This is a genomic window from Owariibacterium komagatae (assembly GCF_045865535.1).
Taxonomy (GTDB): Bacteria; Bacillota; Clostridia; order Oscillospirales; family Ruminococcaceae; genus Ruthenibacterium; species Ruthenibacterium komagatae.
On the sequence record NZ_AP031406.1, the window covers coordinates 3,537,098 to 3,552,200 of the forward strand.

The following is a 15,103-nucleotide window of genomic DNA, read 5'->3' on the forward strand; positions in this document are numbered from 1 at the left end:
GCTTTAATAAATAAGGTTATATAAGAGAGGAAAGGGTGAAGGAGATTGGAAAAAGGCAAAAAGAGTATTTGGCCCTATCTGCTCGTGCTGCCCGCTCTTCTGGTTGTCATTTGCGTGGTGTTTATCCCGGTATGCAATGCAATTTTGATGAGCTTTCAAAGCTACGACTTGCGTCGTCCGAATGATATTGGTTTTGTTGGCTTTGCCAACTACATCGCGGTCTTTCAAGACCCTCTGTTCTGGTCCAGCTTGTGGCGGACGATTTTGTGGGTTGTGTTTGGCGTAGGATTCCAATTTGTTTTTGGATTCATTCTGGCGCTTCTTCTGAACCGCAATTTCCGCGGTCGCGGCGTTGTCCGTGCAGTCAGCTTGATCCCGTGGGTTACACCTGGCGTTCTGATCGGTTTGATGTGGCGCTGGATGTATGACGGCAACTATGGTGTTATCAATGATCTGCTGATGAAACTTCATATCATTGATCAGCCCATTGCGTTCTTGGCGCAGACTACGACGGCTTTCCCTTCGGTTGTAATCACGATTATCTGGCAGGGTGTTCCGTTCTTTGCGCTGATGCTGCTGGCTGGTCTGCAGGGAATTTCGGGCGATCTGTATGAGGCGGCAGCAATTGACGGTGCAAACTGGTTCCAGCGTTTGTTCCGGATTACGATTCCTTCTTTGAAAAACACTATTTTCGTTACAACACTTTTGCGTATTATCTGGGTTGCCAACTCGGTTGACGTTATCTTCAATATGACCAGCGGCGGTCCTGCTTATTCTACGCAGACGTTGAGCGTTTATGTGTACAACAAAGGTACGGCTTTGAATCTGAGCTATGCGGCTACAATGTCGATTCTGCTGACTCTTCTGTTGTGCCTGGTCTCGGTGCCGTATCTGAAGCAGATGCTGAAGAAAAATTAAGAAAGGAGGAACGTGATTATGAATTATGTTGGAAAAAAGAATCTTGGAAAAAGTTTTTTGACCGCAGGTCTTCCGCTGTTTATTATCTTGCTGTTCCTCCTGTTCCCGTTTTACTGGACGTTTGTGACTTCCGTAAAACCGGAGAGCGAGCTTTATGGCCCGGTTACTTATTGGCCGCAAACATTCACTTGGGACAGCTATAAAAAACTGTTTGGCGAATTCAACTTCCTGCAGCCCATGGGGAACAGCCTGCTGGTTGCAGTAATCACCACGATCGTTACATTGACAGTTGCCACTCTGGCAGCATATGCCTTTACGCGTTTTGAATTCCGTGGCCGTAAAGGCTTGATGGTGATGTTCCTGACCAACAACATGTTCCCGACGGTTCTGTTGATGATCCCCTTGTACTCCATCATGCGTACTTTGGGAATCCTGTACACTCCGCTGGCTCTGATTGTGTCTTATACGACATTTACCATTCCCTTTACTGTATGGCTGCTGAATGGTTACATCAGCGACTTGCCGATGTCTCTGGAGGAAGCCGCAATGGTGGACGGCTGCAACCGTGCACAGGCATTTTTGAAAATTATTCTTCCGGTTTTGGTCCCGTGCCTGATTTCTACGGGCGTGTACATTTTCATGCAGAGCTGGAACGAGTATACTTTCGCAATGATGTTTACCAATTCCAATAACCGTACAATCCCGGTTGCTCTGAAGAGCTTGATTGGTAACTTGGGCGTCCAGTGGGATTTGCTCACCTCTGGTGGTATCATTACGATCATCCCCGTTTGTGTAATGTTCTTCTTTGCACAAAAACGGTTGGTGGAAGGCTTGACGGCAGGTGCTGTCAAGGGTTAAAATCAGTTGGGTTTCCCTGATAACTTATATAAAAGGAGTATCAACATCATGGAACTTGCTATGCAAAAAGAAAAAGCAAAGCATCTGCGCGCAGACATTCTGAAAATGCTGTACCTGTGCCAGTCTGGACATCCGGGCGGATCTCTGTCTACAGTTGAGATGCTGATGGCGCTGTATTACAACGACGTCATGAAATTCGACCCGAAGAACCCCAAATGGGAAGGCCGTGACCGTCTGGTCCTGAGCAAAGGGCATGCTTGCCCGGCTCTGTATGCCGTTTTGGCGGACCTGGGCTTCTTCCCGCGTGAAGACCTGTGGACTCTGCGCAAACTGCACAGCCACCTGCAGGGACATCCTGACATGAAGAAGACCCCGGGCATTGACATGAACACCGGTTCTCTGGGCCAGGGCGTTGCAGTTGCCGGCGGTATTGCAATGGCTTTGAAACAGAAAGGTTCTTCCAACCGCGTCTTTGCGATCGTGGGCGACGGTGAGATCCAGGAAGGTCTGGTTTGGGAAGCCGCTATGAGCGCTGCTCACTACAAACTGGATAACCTGACGGTTATGCTGGACCACAACGGTCTGCAGATTGACGGCAGCAACGACCAGGTCATGAGCTTGGGCGATGTGATGAAAAAATACGAAGCTTTCGGCTTTGAGTGCGTCAAGGTGGATGGCCATGACATCGAAGCCATCGTGAAGGCTGTGAATACGCCGCACGAAGGCAAGCCTTTGTTTGTGTGCTGCGAGACCCATAAGGGCCATGGCGTTTCCTTCATGGAAGACCAGTTTGGCTGGCATGGCAAAGCGCCCAGCAAAGAGGACTATGAGAATGCACTGAAAGAACTGGGGGTATCTGACAATGGCTGAGAGTAAATCTTTGCGCGTTGCCTATGGCGAAGCTCTGGCAGAGCTTGGCGCGAAAAACGATAAGATTGTGGTTATGGATGCCGACCTGGCACACGCCACAATGACCAATATGTTCCAGGCAAAATTCCCGGATCGTCACTTCAACTTCGGTATTGCTGAGGCAAACATGGTTTGCGGCGCTGCCGGTTTCGCAACGGAAGGCTATGTTCCTTTTGTCAGCACCTTTGCTCTGTTCGGCGCTGGCCGTGCATATGAGCAGATCCGTAACTCTGTCGCGTATGATAACCTGAACGTTAAGTTCGGCCTGTCTCATTCCGGTCTGTGCGTGGGCGAAGACGGCGGCAGCCACCAGGCGATTGAGGATATTGCGCTGATGCGTGTTGTCCCCAATATGACCGTTTTGGTTCCCTGCGATCCCATCGAGATGAAGAAAGCTGTTTTTGCAGCTGCTGAAATCAACGGCCCGGTTTATATCCGTGTGGCTCGTCCTGTGTGTGATTGCATCACGGAAGAGGATACTCCGTTTGTTGTCGGCAAAGCCAACATCATGCGTGAGGATGGCAACGACGTGGCGATCGTCGCTACCGGCCTGATGATTCCGGAAGCTCTGAAAGCTGCGGATCTGCTGGCTGCTGACGGCATCAAAGCTACGGTTGTGAATGTTCACACCATCAAGCCCTTTGACGCAGAGACGATTGCGGCTGTCGCAGCGAAATGCGGTGCAGTCGTAACGGCTGAGGAACACTCCGTCATCGGCGGCCTGTACTCTGCAACCTGCGAGGCTCTGATGGGCAAAGTGAATGTGAAGATGGACCGTGTTGGCGTTGAAGACAAGTTTGGTCAGTCTGGCACACCTGCGTCTTTGTTCGAGGAGTATGGTCTGACTGCTGCCAATATTGCCAACAAAGCGAAAGCTCTGCTGAAATAAAAAGGAGAGATTCAGGATGCTGAGAATTGAAAGCTACGGCCACAATGAGTCTGGCGATAACAAGACTGCTTTGAAATGGGTGTACGAGAACCCCGTTTGGAAAGTGGGCATTAAAAACTGGAAACCGGCGAACGATATCAGCGGCACGACTTGCTTGGAGCGTCACAACAAGACGGACGAGCTTTTCGTTCTGTTGGATGGCCGTTGCACTTTGCTGTATGCGGATGACGACAATGGCACCGCAGTAAATATCGGAAAAGTGGAAATGGAGCCGATGAAGGTCTATAAGATTCCGGCTACTCTGTGGCACAACACCGTGACTCAGCCGGGTGCAAAACTGATCTTGATTGAGAACAACCCCACTGACATGACCAACAGTGATGTTTACAATCTGACTGAGGATCAGATCGCTGAGATTAAAGCGCTGGTCTAAGAGCGAGTTTTTGCAGTAGCAAATGATTGTGCAAAAGCCGTCTGTCCAGTGGGCAGGCGGCTTTTGTGTAATTTGAATGAAACAGGGAGGCAAGAAAATGGCGTTGAAGGAAAACGAGCTCAACCGGCAGATTGCTGCGTTGATTACAGAGCATCTTCGGACGGGCGATAAGCTTCCGCCGGAAAAGGAGTTGACCGCACGCTTTGGCGTGAGCCGTACAGCGTTGCGTGATGCTCTGAATGCGTATGAGGCGCAGGGAATTCTTACCTCCATTCAGGGGAGCGGGCGTACAGTTAAAATGCCTGATCTCACTGATCAAATTATCAATACCTGGGGCATTGTCCTGGAAGCAAAACCGGATATTCTTTTTGATATTCTGGAACTCAGAACTTCCATGGAAATGGCGGCTTTGCCCCGTATGGCAGAACGAATTGATACAGAGCAGCTTCAGTTTATGGGTGCGCAAGTTGAACGTATGAAAGAAAAAGCCAAGCGCGGTGAGACCTTCATGGAAGAAGATCGAGCTTTCCATATGACCATGTTTCATAATGCGGGGAACGTGTTGACGGAACAGCTTTTGATCGCGTTGTGGTCTCTCTTAAATACGCAAATTGCAACCAGACATCCGGACTTGATGGTGGTAGCCTGTCAGCATGAGGACTTGATTAAAGCCTTGGCGCGCCAGGATTTGGCGGGTCTGCAGCAGGTGACTAAGGAACAGCTTGCGGATGTTCGATATCGCGTGATCAATTACATGGTTCAAAAAAGCCGCTTGTGAGGATGAATCAAAAAGGGTCGGGAAAGTTCTTGGAAACTCCCGACTCTTTTTGTATTCAATATGCGTGGGGTGCGTTGAGATAAAAGAGAGATGCTCCCATTTTTATGTTGTGTGTTTGAATAGTGAAATCATAGAGGATTTTCTGGATTCTGTACTTGTTAAATGTTATGATGAGAAAAACACGAACATTTTCAGCTTGATTTCAGCTTTTGAACGTATGCTGGAAATGGTGAGGTGGGAAAATTTTGAAAATTTTGATCGTCGAGGATGAACAGCTGCTCGCTGCGTCTGTTGGAGAACTTTTGAAGAAAAAAGGTTTTGACGTGGAAATTGTTCATGACGGAGAAGCGGGCTTGCAATACGCGGAGCTGGGGGTTTATGACCTGATCATTTTGGATGTGATGATGCCCAAGATGGATGGTTATGAAGTGGCTCGCCGCCTCCGTGCCAAACATTTGGGCACCCCTATTCTTATGCTGACTGCCAAATCTGCGCTGGATGATCGCGTTACGGGGCTCAATGCAGGCGCGGATTATTACCTGCCAAAGCCTTTTGACACAAGGGAACTTTTAGCCTGTGTTAACGCATTGCTGCGCAGACAGGGTTCCCAGGTCAATGAACTGGCTTACGGAAATACAACGTTGGACTTGAACAGTGCAATGCTGCGCTGCCATGGAAATGAAATCCGCCTGTCCGCAAAAGAGTTTGATATGATGCGGCTTCTTTTGCAGGCGAGAGAGCATAATGTTTCCAAAGAGTTTCTTTTATCGCGTGTTTGGGGGTATGATTCCAACGCGGTGGAAAACCATGTAGAGGTATATATTGGCTTTTTGCGAAAAAAATTAGCAGGTATTGGCTCCAATATCCGAATCGAAGCGATCCGCAGACTTGGGTATCATCTGGAGGTGAGCGGGGATGATTAAAAAACTTCGAATCAAATTTGTGGCCATTAATATGAGCATTGTAACCATCCTGCTCTGTGTCATTTTGGGATTGGTCTTTTATTTCACCAGCGCCAATCTGGAGCAGGAAAGCCTTCGTATGATGCAGAGTATCGCGACGCAGCCGTTTCACTTGGGGGTTCCCGGTGAAATGGGAGAAAATGTGCGCCTCCCTTTTTTCACACTGCGATTGAACCCGCGCGGAGAATTGGTAGAGGCAGGCGGGGGATATTATGACCTCTCGGACAGCGATTTGCTGGATGATTTGATTCAGGATGTGCTGGCATCGCCCAAAAGTTTCGGCGTTCTTTCTAAGTATAATCTGCGCTATTACCGGGTGGAAACTCCGGTGAATCCCTGCGTTGTGTTCGCAGATATTTCCAGTGAACGAGCGACCCTGCAAAACTTATTGCAAACCTGCCTTCTGATTGGTGGAATCGGCTTTCTGTTCTTTTTGTGGGGCAGTATTTTGCTTTCAAAATGGGCAGTGCGCCCAGTGGAACAGGCGTGGAAACAGCAGCAGCAGTTTGTTGCGGCGGCTTCGCACGAATTAAAAACTCCGCTGACGGTCATTATGACCAATGCGGAACTGCTGCAAAGCGCCGAGTACAGCGAGGAGAAGCAGAAAGGCTTTTTGCAGGGGATTGTTACCATGTCCGGCCAAATGCGCAATTTGATTGAGCAGATGCTGGAACTTGTGCGAACAGATAATGCGCAGGCCAAATGTGTCTTCCGAGATGTAGACCTCAGCAAGCTGGCAGACTATGCAGCGATGACTTTTGAACCGGTTCTTTTTGAAAAAGGATTGAAACTTTTCACGCAAGTGGATGAGAAAATTCATGTATCCGGAGACGAATCCCAGCTTCGGCAGCTGGTGGATATTTTGCTGGATAATGCCGGCAAATATTCGAATGAGAACGGGTCCGTTTGGGTAACGCTGCACAAGAAAGGCAAGGAGCATTGTGTTTTACAGGTGATCAATGAAGGACCATCGCTCAGTAAAGAAGAGCTGGTGCAAATCTTCCAGCGGTTTTATCGGGCGGATCCGGCTAGAAGCAGAAATGGTAGCTTTGGTTTGGGGCTCTCCATCGCGGAAAGCATTGTCAAACAGCATCAAGGGAAAATTTGGGCAGAGAGTCAGAACGGGCATAACTGTTTTTCGGTAGTTCTGCCTTGCGTTTAAAAAAAGAAGCCTTCTGGAAGAAGGCTTCTTTTTTTGTTTGCGGGATAGGATTTTTCAGTCTCATTTCAGGATGGGATTTTATAATGACAATGGTTTCAGCCGCGCATGTACGCGTGAAATACAAGGAATGAGGAGGTCCATCATGATCAAGGTTGAACATCTGACAAAATGCTATGGGGATTTCACAGCAGTCGATGACCTTTCCTTCGAGATCGAGGAAGGACACGTATACGGCTTCCTGGGGCCGAATGGCGCCGGAAAATCAACCACGATGAACATTATGACCGGCTGTTTGTCGGCCACAAAAGGACATGTTCAGATAGACGGCTATGATATCTTTGAAGATGCGGGAGAGGCGAAGAAACGGATTGGTTATCTGCCGGAACAGCCACCGCTTTATATGAACGAGACGCCGGAAGAGTATCTTCGCTTTGTAGGCGAAGCCAAGGGGCTGCGCGGCGCAGAACTGGAGCAGCAAATTCAGGAAGTCATCGAGCAGACAAAGATCGATAATGTCAAAAAACGCTGTATTTCAGCCCTTTCCAAAGGATACAAACAGCGCGTGGGAATCGCGCAGGCTTTGCTGGGCAATCCGAAAGTGATTATTTTGGATGAACCCACGGTGGGTTTGGATCCGCTTCAAATTATTGAGATTCGCGACCTGATCAAACAATTGGGGCAGACGCATACGGTTATTTTGAGCTCTCACATTCTGTCGGAAGTTCAGACGATCTGTGAAAAGATTCTGATTATTTCCAAAGGAAAACTGATTGCTTTCGACCGTCCGGAAAATTTGGAGAAAAAATTGCTGACTCCAAACGAGATTACTGTTGTGGCACAGGCAACAGATAAGCAGGCAAAAGAGATTTTGTCGTCGGTAAACCATATTTCTGAGTGTGAGGTGCGCTCGCAGGAGAACGGGCGAGTTGCCATGCTCCTCAAAACCGATCAGGAGGACATTTACAGTGTCTCGCGTGATATCTTCTTCGCCTTTGCGAAGAAAGAAGTGGTTCTTTTAGAGATGGCACTCAAAAAAGGAAGCCTGGAGGATGTGTTCATTGAATTGACAGATAAGAATGAAACGGAAAATCTCCCGGTGGAAAGTGAGGGGTCAGACACATGATTGCAGTTTTGAAGCATGAATTGAAAAGCTATTTTCACTCTTTGACTGCTTACGTGTTTGGTGCGTTCCTGCTTGCATTTGTGGGAATTGGCGCCATGTTGTATAACATTCAGGCGGCAGTCAGCAATTTTGAGTATGTGCTCAATTTCGGAAGTTTGGTGTTCGTGGTCATTGTACCCATTCTGACCATGCGTGTGATTGCGGAAGAACGCAAGCAGAAAACAGACCAGCTGCTGTATTCGCTTCCTATTACTACAACACAGGTTGTGTTTGGAAAATATTTGGCGCTTCTGGTCCTGTATCTGATTCCACTGTTGATTATTTCTATTTATCCGCTTGTATTTGCGCAGTTTGGTGATGTATATCTTCTGACCTCTTACGGATCCATCTTGGCATTTTTCATCATGGGTGCAGCATTGATTGCAGTGGGCGTGTTCATTTCTTCGCTCACAGATAATCAGGGCCTTGCAGCCGGAATTGGAATCGCTGTGATTCTGCTGAACTATTACAGCGTCAGTTTGTCGGAGTATGTTTCTTCCACTGCGATCGGTTCTGTAGTGGCGCTGATTGTACTGATTCTTGTCTTGGGAGCAGTGATCCGATATTTGACCAAAAACGGAAATCTCGCTTATTGGATTTGTTTTGCTCTGATAGCAGCAACTGCAATTGCTTACTTCATTGACAGCAGTGCCTTTGAAGGCTTGCTGCCGGACATCATGACAAAGTTATCTTTGTTTGAGCGCTTTACCGTCTTTGTGAACGGAGTGTTTGACATGACGGCGATTGTATATTATTTGAGTGTGATTGCCTTCTTTTTGTTCCTGTCGGTGCAGTCTCTTGAAAAAAGGAGGTATAACTGATGAAAAAATTGCAGATTCCTCACCGTTCGGAAAAGCCGTCGGCAAATGCGGAAAACAACCGGATTGCGTTTCAGGGCGGCTCCTATTCGTTAATTGTCACAGCCATTGTTTTGGCGCTTTTGATTGTTCTTAATATTTTGGCGGCAGCGCTTCCTACCACTTGGACGCAGTACGACATCAGTTCCACAAAGCTGTATTCGATTACCAGCAATACAAAAGCCGTGGTCAATGCGCTTGAAGAAGATGTGACGATTTATTGGATCGTTCAGGCGGGCGAAGAGGATAAGGTGATTGAGAATCTTCTGGACAGATACGACGTTCTTTCGGATCATATCGAGGTTATAAAAAAGAATCCGGATATATACCCCACATTTGCAGAGCAGTATACAGATGAGACCGTGGAGAACAACAGCCTGGTTGTGGAATGTGGTGATCGCAGCCGCTTCATTGGTTACGATGACATTTACATCAGTGAAGCAGATATGTATTCCTATTCTTACAATACGTCGTTTGATGGCGAGGGCGCAATTACGTCCGCAATTGATTATGTGGTGAATGAAGAACAGCCGAAAATCTACGTTCTGGAAGGCCACGGTGAGGCAGAGCTGCCCACAACCTTCAGCGAGCAGCTTGAAAAAGAAAACATGGAACTGAATACGTTCTCTCTGCTCACAGTGGACGCGATTCCGGAAGATGCGGCTTGTGTAATGATTTATGCACCTACAACCGATATTTCTCAGGAAGAGAAAGAAATGCTGTCAGACTATGTGACGAATGGCGGCAAATTACTGGTAATGGCAGGTCCCACCGAAGGTGGCACCTTGGAAAATCTGTACAGCATTCTGTCGGATTATGGCGTGACAGCTAGCAAGGGAATCGTTATTGAAGGAGATCGGGAACATTACGCGTTCCAGGCGCCGTTTGTTCTGATGCCGGATATGGCGAGCAGTGACATTACAGATTCTTTGATTGAGGAACACTATTATCCCATTATGCCGCTGTCCCAGGGCCTGGTTGTAGACAGCACTGCTTCTTCGGTGACAGAACTTCTCACAACCTCTGATGCATCTTTCAGCAAGGTGGCCGGGTATGACCTTGAGACGTATGAGAAGGAAGAGGGAGATATCGATGGCCCCTTTGCGGTTGCGGTTTCGATCGACAGCGGAAATGACGGTCGAATTGTTTGGTTCTCCTCTTCCAGTTTCCTGGACGACACATACAATGCGTACTCTTCCGGTGCAAATGTGAACTTGGGGATGAATGCGGTATCCTCTATGATCGGAGAGAGCGAAGCAATGGCAATCCGGAGCAAATCACTGAACTACAATTATCTGACAATCAGTGATTCCACGTCTTCGTTGCTGAAAGTCATGATGATCGGCGTGTTCCCGCTTGTGTATCTGGGAGTCGGCATTGCAGTGGTCCTGAGAAGAAGGAGGATGCAGAATGAAGCGGTTTAAAAGAATATACGCCCTGCTGGCGGTTCTCCTGGTCGCATGTCTGATAACATTCGGTGTGAGCCAATATGAGACCCGCAAGGAACAGATCAAAAACAGCGATGAAGTGATTTTGGAGATCCCAACGGATTCGGTGAAAACACTGTCTTGGGAAAATGAAACCGTTTCGCTTTCGTTCCACAAAGACGACGCATGGGTCTATGACGACGATGATGCATTCCCGGTAGATGAAGAGAAAATCAATGAACTGCTTTCTCAATTTGAGGCCTTTGGTGTATCTTTCATCATTGAAGATGTGGAAGATTTTGGCCAGTATGGCTTAAACGATCCGGTATGCACGATCAATATCGGCACGGAAGATCAGGAGTATACCGTTCTTTTGGGAGACTACAGTGCCATGGATTCCGAACGCTATGTTTCAATCGGCGACGGAAATGTATACTTAGTTCAAAACGATCCGCTGGATTCTTTCGATGCAGAGCTCAGCGATGTAATCAAGAACGACGAAGTCCCTGCGTTCGATCAGGTGACAGAAATCCGGTTCTCCGGGGAAGAAGAATATCAGATTCGATATGAAGAAGACAGTACGGAGACTTACCGAGAGGAAGACGTCTACTTTACACAGGTAGATGGAGAGACCTTGCCGTTGAATACGTCAGAGATCGAGACATATCTCAGCACACTTCAAAATATGGATATGACCGAATATATGACGTATAATGCTACGCAGGAAGATTTGGAAACTTACGGCTTGGCAGATCCGGAACTGACGATGGAGATTGACTATACCACGACGGACGAGGATGACAATGAAACTTCCGGAACGTTTGTACTGAGTGTCAGCCATGATCCGTCTCAGCCGCTCCCGGAAGAGTCCGAATCGGAGGCAACGCAGGACGAAAGCGAAGAGACAGAAGAAGAGGAGATCACAGCCTACGCGAGAGTAGGAGAGTCTCCCATTGTCTACAAAATTTCTACGGATGCATACAAAGCTTTAATGGCATCGTCGATCGATGATTTCCGTCATAAAGAGGTTGTTCCGGCCAATTTTGAGAACATCGCACAGATTGATATTGTTTTGGAAGATGTCAATTATACGATTTCCAGCAAAGGTGCGGGCGACGACAGAACGTACTATTACGGTGACGAAGAACTTGAGATCGATGAGCTGCAAAGTGCGCTGCAGGCTTTGTCGGCGGATAGTTTTACCGATGAGGAGCCGACGCAGAGAGAGGAAATCGATCTGACGTTGACATTGGATCTGGAAGGAAGCCCCGCGGTCCATGTGGAATTGTACCGCTACGACGGCGATCACTGCCTCGCCGTGGTGGATGGAGAGCCAATTTCTCTTGTTGCACGTGACAGCGTGGTAGATTTGGTAGAGGCGGTTAACTCAATCGTACTCAACGGATAAAAGAATTCTGGCAGAAAAAAGCAGAGGCATCTGTAAGATGCCTCTGCTTTTTGATTTATTCAAAGATAAGCGGGATATTTAAGCTGCTCGTCCCTCCAGTGCTCCAGGACAGAGAGCATGGCTTCCGCTTCCCGGCGTGCACCGGGAAGGTCCTGTTCACGATAGTTGCCGCATTCTTCTTTCCGCGCGCCGGGAATCTCGCCTTCGTAAGATGCGATGAAAGAAAAGCTGTCTTTCACCAGTTGAATCACATCTTCCGGAGCGAGCGTATCGCGAACGAGAAGATAAAAACCAGTTCGGCATCCCATTGGCCCTACATAAACCACCTGCGATGCATCCGCGGAGTTGCGCGCATAGGTGGCAAACAGGTGTTCCAGTGTGTGCAGAGCACCGTTTTCCAAATAATCGCCCTGGTTGGGGACTTTCATTCGTATATCATAGGTGACTACATCGCCGTCCACGCGGGAAGTGTACATCCCGCGCGGAAGTTTGGTGTGGTCAACACAAAAACTTGCAATTCGTTTCATGGAAAAGCCTCTTTTCTTTATTGGGGCATGGAATGAACAACGCCGCGCTCACCATCTACGGATACATGCGTACCGTCAGTCAGCTTGCGGATCGCACCTACTGCGCCGACAACCACGGGCTTGCCCAGTGTAAGTCCCACAATCGCAGCGTGAGAATTCAAGCCCGATTCCTCGGTAATTACAGCAGCAACCGTGCGCAGCACCGGCAAAAGTTCGTTGTTGGTGTAGGGCAAAACCAGAACATCTCCCGGTTTGCATTTTGTCATAGCTTCTTCCACAGAACGGCACACACAGATAGGGCCGGTTGCATTGGCTGGCGTTACGCCTACGCCGGAGATCAGAACGTTGCCGACCAGGTGAGCTTTGATCATATTGGTAGTACCGGAAATTCCCACGGGAACGCCGGCGGTGAGAACCACAAGGTCTCCACTTTCCACGTACCCGGCTTTTTCGGCTGTTTCCACCGCCATTTCAATCAATTCATCGGTGTTGTGGGCGTAACCCATCTTCAGCGGCGTAATGCCCCAGGAAAGCGAAAGCTGGCGGTAAATATTGTCTGCCATGACACAGGCGATGACCGGAGTCTCCGGCCGATATTTGCTTAACAGGCGTGCGGTCTCACCGCTTTTGGATACGGTGATAATGGCATTGGCCTTGATGTCCATGGCAGTGGTGCATGCAGCATGGGCTACAGCGGCAGCCACACTCAGGTGGCTTTCCAAATGTTTCTGCCGCAGGCGTTTGTCATAATTGATATCACTTTCAGTGCGTTCAGCAATCGCGGCCATCGTGTGGACAGCTTCCGTGGGATAGCGACCGGCAGCGGTCTCGCCGGAAAGCATAATGGCTGAGGTGCCATCGTAGATGGCATTGGCCACGTCCGTAATTTCTGCACGCGTGGGGCGTGGGTTCTCGATCATGCTTTCCAGCATTTGAGTGGCGGTAATGACGGGCTTTCCGGCGTCGTAGCAACGCCAGATGATATCTTTTTGAATAACCGGAATTTCTGTAAAGTCAATCTCTACGCCCATATCGCCGCGGGCGACCATCACACCGTCAGATACGGAAATAATTTCGTCGATGTTGTTGACACCTTCGTGATTTTCAATTTTCGCGATAATTTTGATATAATCACACTTTTGGCTGTCCAGCAAACGACGGATTTCCAGAATATCTGCTGCACTTCTCACAAAGGAAGCCGCAATAAAATCAAAGCCGGTCTGAATGCCGAACAGAATATCCTCTCGATCTTGCGCGCTCATATAGGGAATGGAAAGTTTTGTACCCGGAACGTTGACACCCTTGTGGTTGGAGATGTGCCCGCCGTTTTTTACAACGCAGACAATATCGTCCTCATCAATGCTGTCTACCACCAGCTCAATCAGTCCATCGTCCAGCAGAACACGTGCTCCGGGGGCAAGATCCATGGGCAGATCTTTGTAGGTGATGGAGCAGATGTTCTCATCGCCCAGAATATCGCGGGTGGTGAGCGTGAACTTTTGATCCTTTTTCAGTTCCGCACCACCATTTTTAAAATCGCGCAGACGGATTTCAGGCCCTTTGGTATCCAGCAATGCCGCCACAGGAAGATTTAACTCTTCACGCAGTTGTTTCAACGTGGCAAAACGCTTGGCATGATCCGCATGGGTGCCATGCGAGAAATTAAAACGAGCCACGTTCATGCCAGCCAGCATCATGCTGCGCAGAACGCCCTCGCGGTCTGTCGAGGGGCCTAAAGTGCAAATAATTTTTGTTTTACGCATCAGAAAAAACCTCCATCGTTCAATCCGTTTTTATACATCCATACGCTTTATTATTACATATTTTTGAATACTTTGCAATGCAAGGGCTTCCTATTTTACATGTTTTTTGCTATACTTAGAAAACCGACATCCCATTGCAGAGCGTGGACCGTTTGTTGCTTTTTCATACAGAAGAAGCTGCGCGGTGATTTGAGAAGCGGCATCACGCTCAAATTTATAATTTTTTTCACAGGTGTGAAAGAAAATTGAGGAGTAGAACGTCTTATAATTAAGCTTGCAGCACGGAAAAGTTTATTTAAAAACAAAGTAATAGGCGAGCGCTAAAACTTCGCGCATATAGCAGGGAAGAATGGAGTCCAGACCGATACTTGCCGGCACGGAACTCACATCGGAAAATCCCGCGTTCAATGCATATTGCCTGGCCCGATAGCAGTGAAATGTATTGGTGACGTAAGCGATGGGCTGGGATGGGTCGATGCCGTGCTCCTGAAGAAGTTTTTGTGAAAACAGAAAATTTTCTTCTGTAGATGTGCTTTCTGTTTCTGCCAAAATCTGTGAATCAGAAATGCCTCTCTGAACCAGATAGCGCTCCATTGCGACGGCTTCCGGAATGCTTTCTCCCGGTCCCTGTCCACCGGATACTACGATCAGTACGTCAGGATTTTTCTGATAGTAGTCATAGGCTGCGTCAAGCCGGCGCGCGAGCAATCCTGTTACGCGCTCTCCGCGCAGTCCGGCACCGAGCACGATAAGCGTTTGCTCCTGTCCGGTAGCGGTAGCAGTATTGCCTAAGACATGAACCAAAAGCATGCATCCGATAAAAAGAACACTGCCGGCAAGGAAGAGAACTTTACATATATGCCCGAACCCGTGTGCGCAGAAGGCATCAATCTTTTCGTGAAAAACAGCGTAGACCCACAGCGCCGCTGTGATACAATACATTAGAAAAGAACCTAGATTGAAACTGGAACGAAACAGGCGGAGAATGCTGTCAATCAGGAAAAATATCGCAAGAGCCCATATGATTTTCATTTTCATAAAAAACCTCCC

At 48.2% G+C, this 15,103-nt stretch carries 15 protein-coding genes; 12 read left to right on the plus strand and 3 right to left on the minus strand.

Going from position 1 to position 15,103, the window contains the following annotated elements; all coding sequences use genetic code 11:
- Positions 1–45 precede the first annotated feature (45 nt).
- The 12 genes from ACKTS9_RS17655 to ACKTS9_RS17710 all read left to right on the plus strand — a co-directional run bounded on the left by ACKTS9_RS17655 (position 46) and on the right by ACKTS9_RS17710 (position 11,763).
- Positions 46–918, plus strand: coding sequence for a carbohydrate ABC transporter permease (locus ACKTS9_RS17655; RefSeq protein ID WP_349216092.1), 873 nt, complete (start codon positions 46–48; stop codon positions 916–918).
- Between the two features lie 18 nt (positions 919–936).
- Positions 937–1,776 carry a carbohydrate ABC transporter permease gene (locus tag ACKTS9_RS17660; protein WP_349216091.1) on the plus strand — a complete coding sequence of 280 codons (840 nt, stop codon included), beginning with the start codon at positions 937–939 and terminating at the stop codon, positions 1,774–1,776.
- A 48-nt stretch (positions 1,777–1,824) separates the two neighbouring features.
- Entirely contained in the window at positions 1,825–2,646 is an 822-nt protein-coding gene (locus ACKTS9_RS17665) for a transketolase (RefSeq protein WP_349216090.1), read from the plus strand.
- The gene (locus tag ACKTS9_RS17670; protein WP_349216088.1) at positions 2,639–3,574 is read left to right on the plus strand and encodes a transketolase family protein; all 936 of its coding nucleotides are present in this window, start codon (positions 2,639–2,641) and stop codon (positions 3,572–3,574) included. Before ACKTS9_RS17665 ends, ACKTS9_RS17670 begins: the two co-directional genes overlap by 8 nt.
- Before the next feature lie 16 nt (positions 3,575–3,590).
- Positions 3,591–4,007, plus strand: coding sequence for a cupin (locus ACKTS9_RS17675; protein ID WP_349216087.1), 417 nt, complete (start codon positions 3,591–3,593; stop codon positions 4,005–4,007).
- 97 nt (positions 4,008–4,104) lie between these two features.
- Positions 4,105–4,785: a FadR/GntR family transcriptional regulator gene (locus ACKTS9_RS17680; protein ID WP_349216085.1), complete on the plus strand. Its 681-nt coding sequence runs from the start codon at positions 4,105–4,107 to the stop codon at positions 4,783–4,785.
- Positions 4,786–5,030: 245 nt separating this feature from the next.
- A complete protein-coding gene (locus ACKTS9_RS17685) occupies positions 5,031–5,708 on the plus strand; it encodes a response regulator transcription factor (protein ID WP_349216083.1) in 678 nt (225 codons plus the stop codon).
- Positions 5,701–6,909 carry a sensor histidine kinase gene (locus tag ACKTS9_RS17690; RefSeq protein WP_349216081.1) on the plus strand — a complete coding sequence of 403 codons (1,209 nt, stop codon included), beginning with the start codon at positions 5,701–5,703 and terminating at the stop codon, positions 6,907–6,909. The genes ACKTS9_RS17685 and ACKTS9_RS17690 overlap by 8 nt, the downstream gene beginning before the upstream one ends.
- Before the next feature lie 142 nt (positions 6,910–7,051).
- Complete coding sequence (locus tag ACKTS9_RS17695; RefSeq protein ID WP_407881973.1) at positions 7,052–8,032, plus strand: ABC transporter ATP-binding protein; 981 nt, start codon at positions 7,052–7,054, stop codon at positions 8,030–8,032.
- Entirely contained in the window at positions 8,029–8,892 is an 864-nt protein-coding gene (locus ACKTS9_RS17700; protein ID WP_349216078.1) for an ABC transporter permease, read from the plus strand. Before ACKTS9_RS17695 ends, ACKTS9_RS17700 begins: the two co-directional genes overlap by 4 nt.
- Positions 8,892–10,352, plus strand: coding sequence for a GldG family protein (locus ACKTS9_RS17705; RefSeq protein ID WP_407881976.1), 1,461 nt, complete (start codon positions 8,892–8,894; stop codon positions 10,350–10,352). Before ACKTS9_RS17700 ends, ACKTS9_RS17705 begins: the two co-directional genes overlap by 1 nt.
- Positions 10,339–11,763: a DUF4340 domain-containing protein gene (locus ACKTS9_RS17710; protein WP_407881978.1), complete on the plus strand. Its 1,425-nt coding sequence runs from the start codon at positions 10,339–10,341 to the stop codon at positions 11,761–11,763. Before ACKTS9_RS17705 ends, ACKTS9_RS17710 begins: the two co-directional genes overlap by 14 nt.
- A gap of 59 nt (positions 11,764–11,822) precedes the next feature.
- Here ACKTS9_RS17710 and ACKTS9_RS17715 read toward each other — a convergent pair whose 3' ends face one another.
- The 3 genes from ACKTS9_RS17715 to ACKTS9_RS17725 all read right to left on the minus strand — a co-directional run bounded on the left by ACKTS9_RS17715 (position 11,823) and on the right by ACKTS9_RS17725 (position 15,091).
- Positions 11,823–12,290 carry an S-ribosylhomocysteine lyase gene (locus ACKTS9_RS17715; protein WP_407881980.1) on the minus strand — a complete coding sequence of 156 codons (468 nt, stop codon included), beginning with the start codon at positions 12,288–12,290 and terminating at the stop codon, positions 11,823–11,825.
- 17 nt (positions 12,291–12,307) lie between these two features.
- Positions 12,308–14,053: a pyruvate kinase gene (gene pyk / locus ACKTS9_RS17720; protein ID WP_407881982.1), complete on the minus strand. Its 1,746-nt coding sequence runs from the start codon at positions 14,051–14,053 to the stop codon at positions 12,308–12,310.
- Positions 14,054–14,344: 291 nt separating this feature from the next.
- Positions 14,345–15,091, minus strand: a complete 747-nt coding sequence (locus ACKTS9_RS17725) for a YdcF family protein (RefSeq protein WP_407881984.1) — start codon at positions 15,089–15,091, stop codon at positions 14,345–14,347.
- Between the last annotated feature and the right edge of the window lie 12 nt (positions 15,092–15,103).

What these genes read in the sequence shown, in the direction of transcription:
- ACKTS9_RS17660 (WP_349216091.1), top strand. Translation starts at nt 937, where the DNA reads ATGAATTATGTTGGAAAAAAGAATCTTGGAAAAAGTTTTTTGACCGCA.
- ACKTS9_RS17665 (WP_349216090.1), top strand. Translation starts at nt 1,825, where the DNA reads ATGGAACTTGCTATGCAAAAAGAAAAAGCAAAGCATCTGCGCGCAGAC.
- ACKTS9_RS17670 (WP_349216088.1), top strand. Translation starts at nt 2,639, where the DNA reads ATGGCTGAGAGTAAATCTTTGCGCGTTGCCTATGGCGAAGCTCTGGCA.
- ACKTS9_RS17675 (WP_349216087.1), top strand. Translation starts at nt 3,591, where the DNA reads ATGCTGAGAATTGAAAGCTACGGCCACAATGAGTCTGGCGATAACAAG.
- ACKTS9_RS17680 (WP_349216085.1), top strand. Translation starts at nt 4,105, where the DNA reads ATGGCGTTGAAGGAAAACGAGCTCAACCGGCAGATTGCTGCGTTGATT.
- ACKTS9_RS17690 (WP_349216081.1), top strand. Translation starts at nt 5,701, where the DNA reads ATGATTAAAAAACTTCGAATCAAATTTGTGGCCATTAATATGAGCATT.
- ACKTS9_RS17695 (WP_407881973.1), top strand. Translation starts at nt 7,052, where the DNA reads ATGATCAAGGTTGAACATCTGACAAAATGCTATGGGGATTTCACAGCA.
- ACKTS9_RS17700 (WP_349216078.1), top strand. Translation starts at nt 8,029, where the DNA reads ATGATTGCAGTTTTGAAGCATGAATTGAAAAGCTATTTTCACTCTTTG.
- ACKTS9_RS17705 (WP_407881976.1), top strand. Translation starts at nt 8,892, where the DNA reads ATGAAAAAATTGCAGATTCCTCACCGTTCGGAAAAGCCGTCGGCAAAT.
- ACKTS9_RS17710 (WP_407881978.1), top strand. Translation starts at nt 10,339, where the DNA reads ATGAAGCGGTTTAAAAGAATATACGCCCTGCTGGCGGTTCTCCTGGTC.
- ACKTS9_RS17715 (WP_407881980.1), bottom strand. Translation starts at nt 12,290, where the DNA reads ATGAAACGAATTGCAAGTTTTTGTGTTGACCACACCAAACTTCCGCGC.
- pyk (WP_407881982.1), bottom strand. Translation starts at nt 14,053, where the DNA reads ATGCGTAAAACAAAAATTATTTGCACTTTAGGCCCCTCGACAGACCGC.
- ACKTS9_RS17725 (WP_407881984.1), bottom strand. Translation starts at nt 15,091, where the DNA reads ATGAAAATGAAAATCATATGGGCTCTTGCGATATTTTTCCTGATTGAC.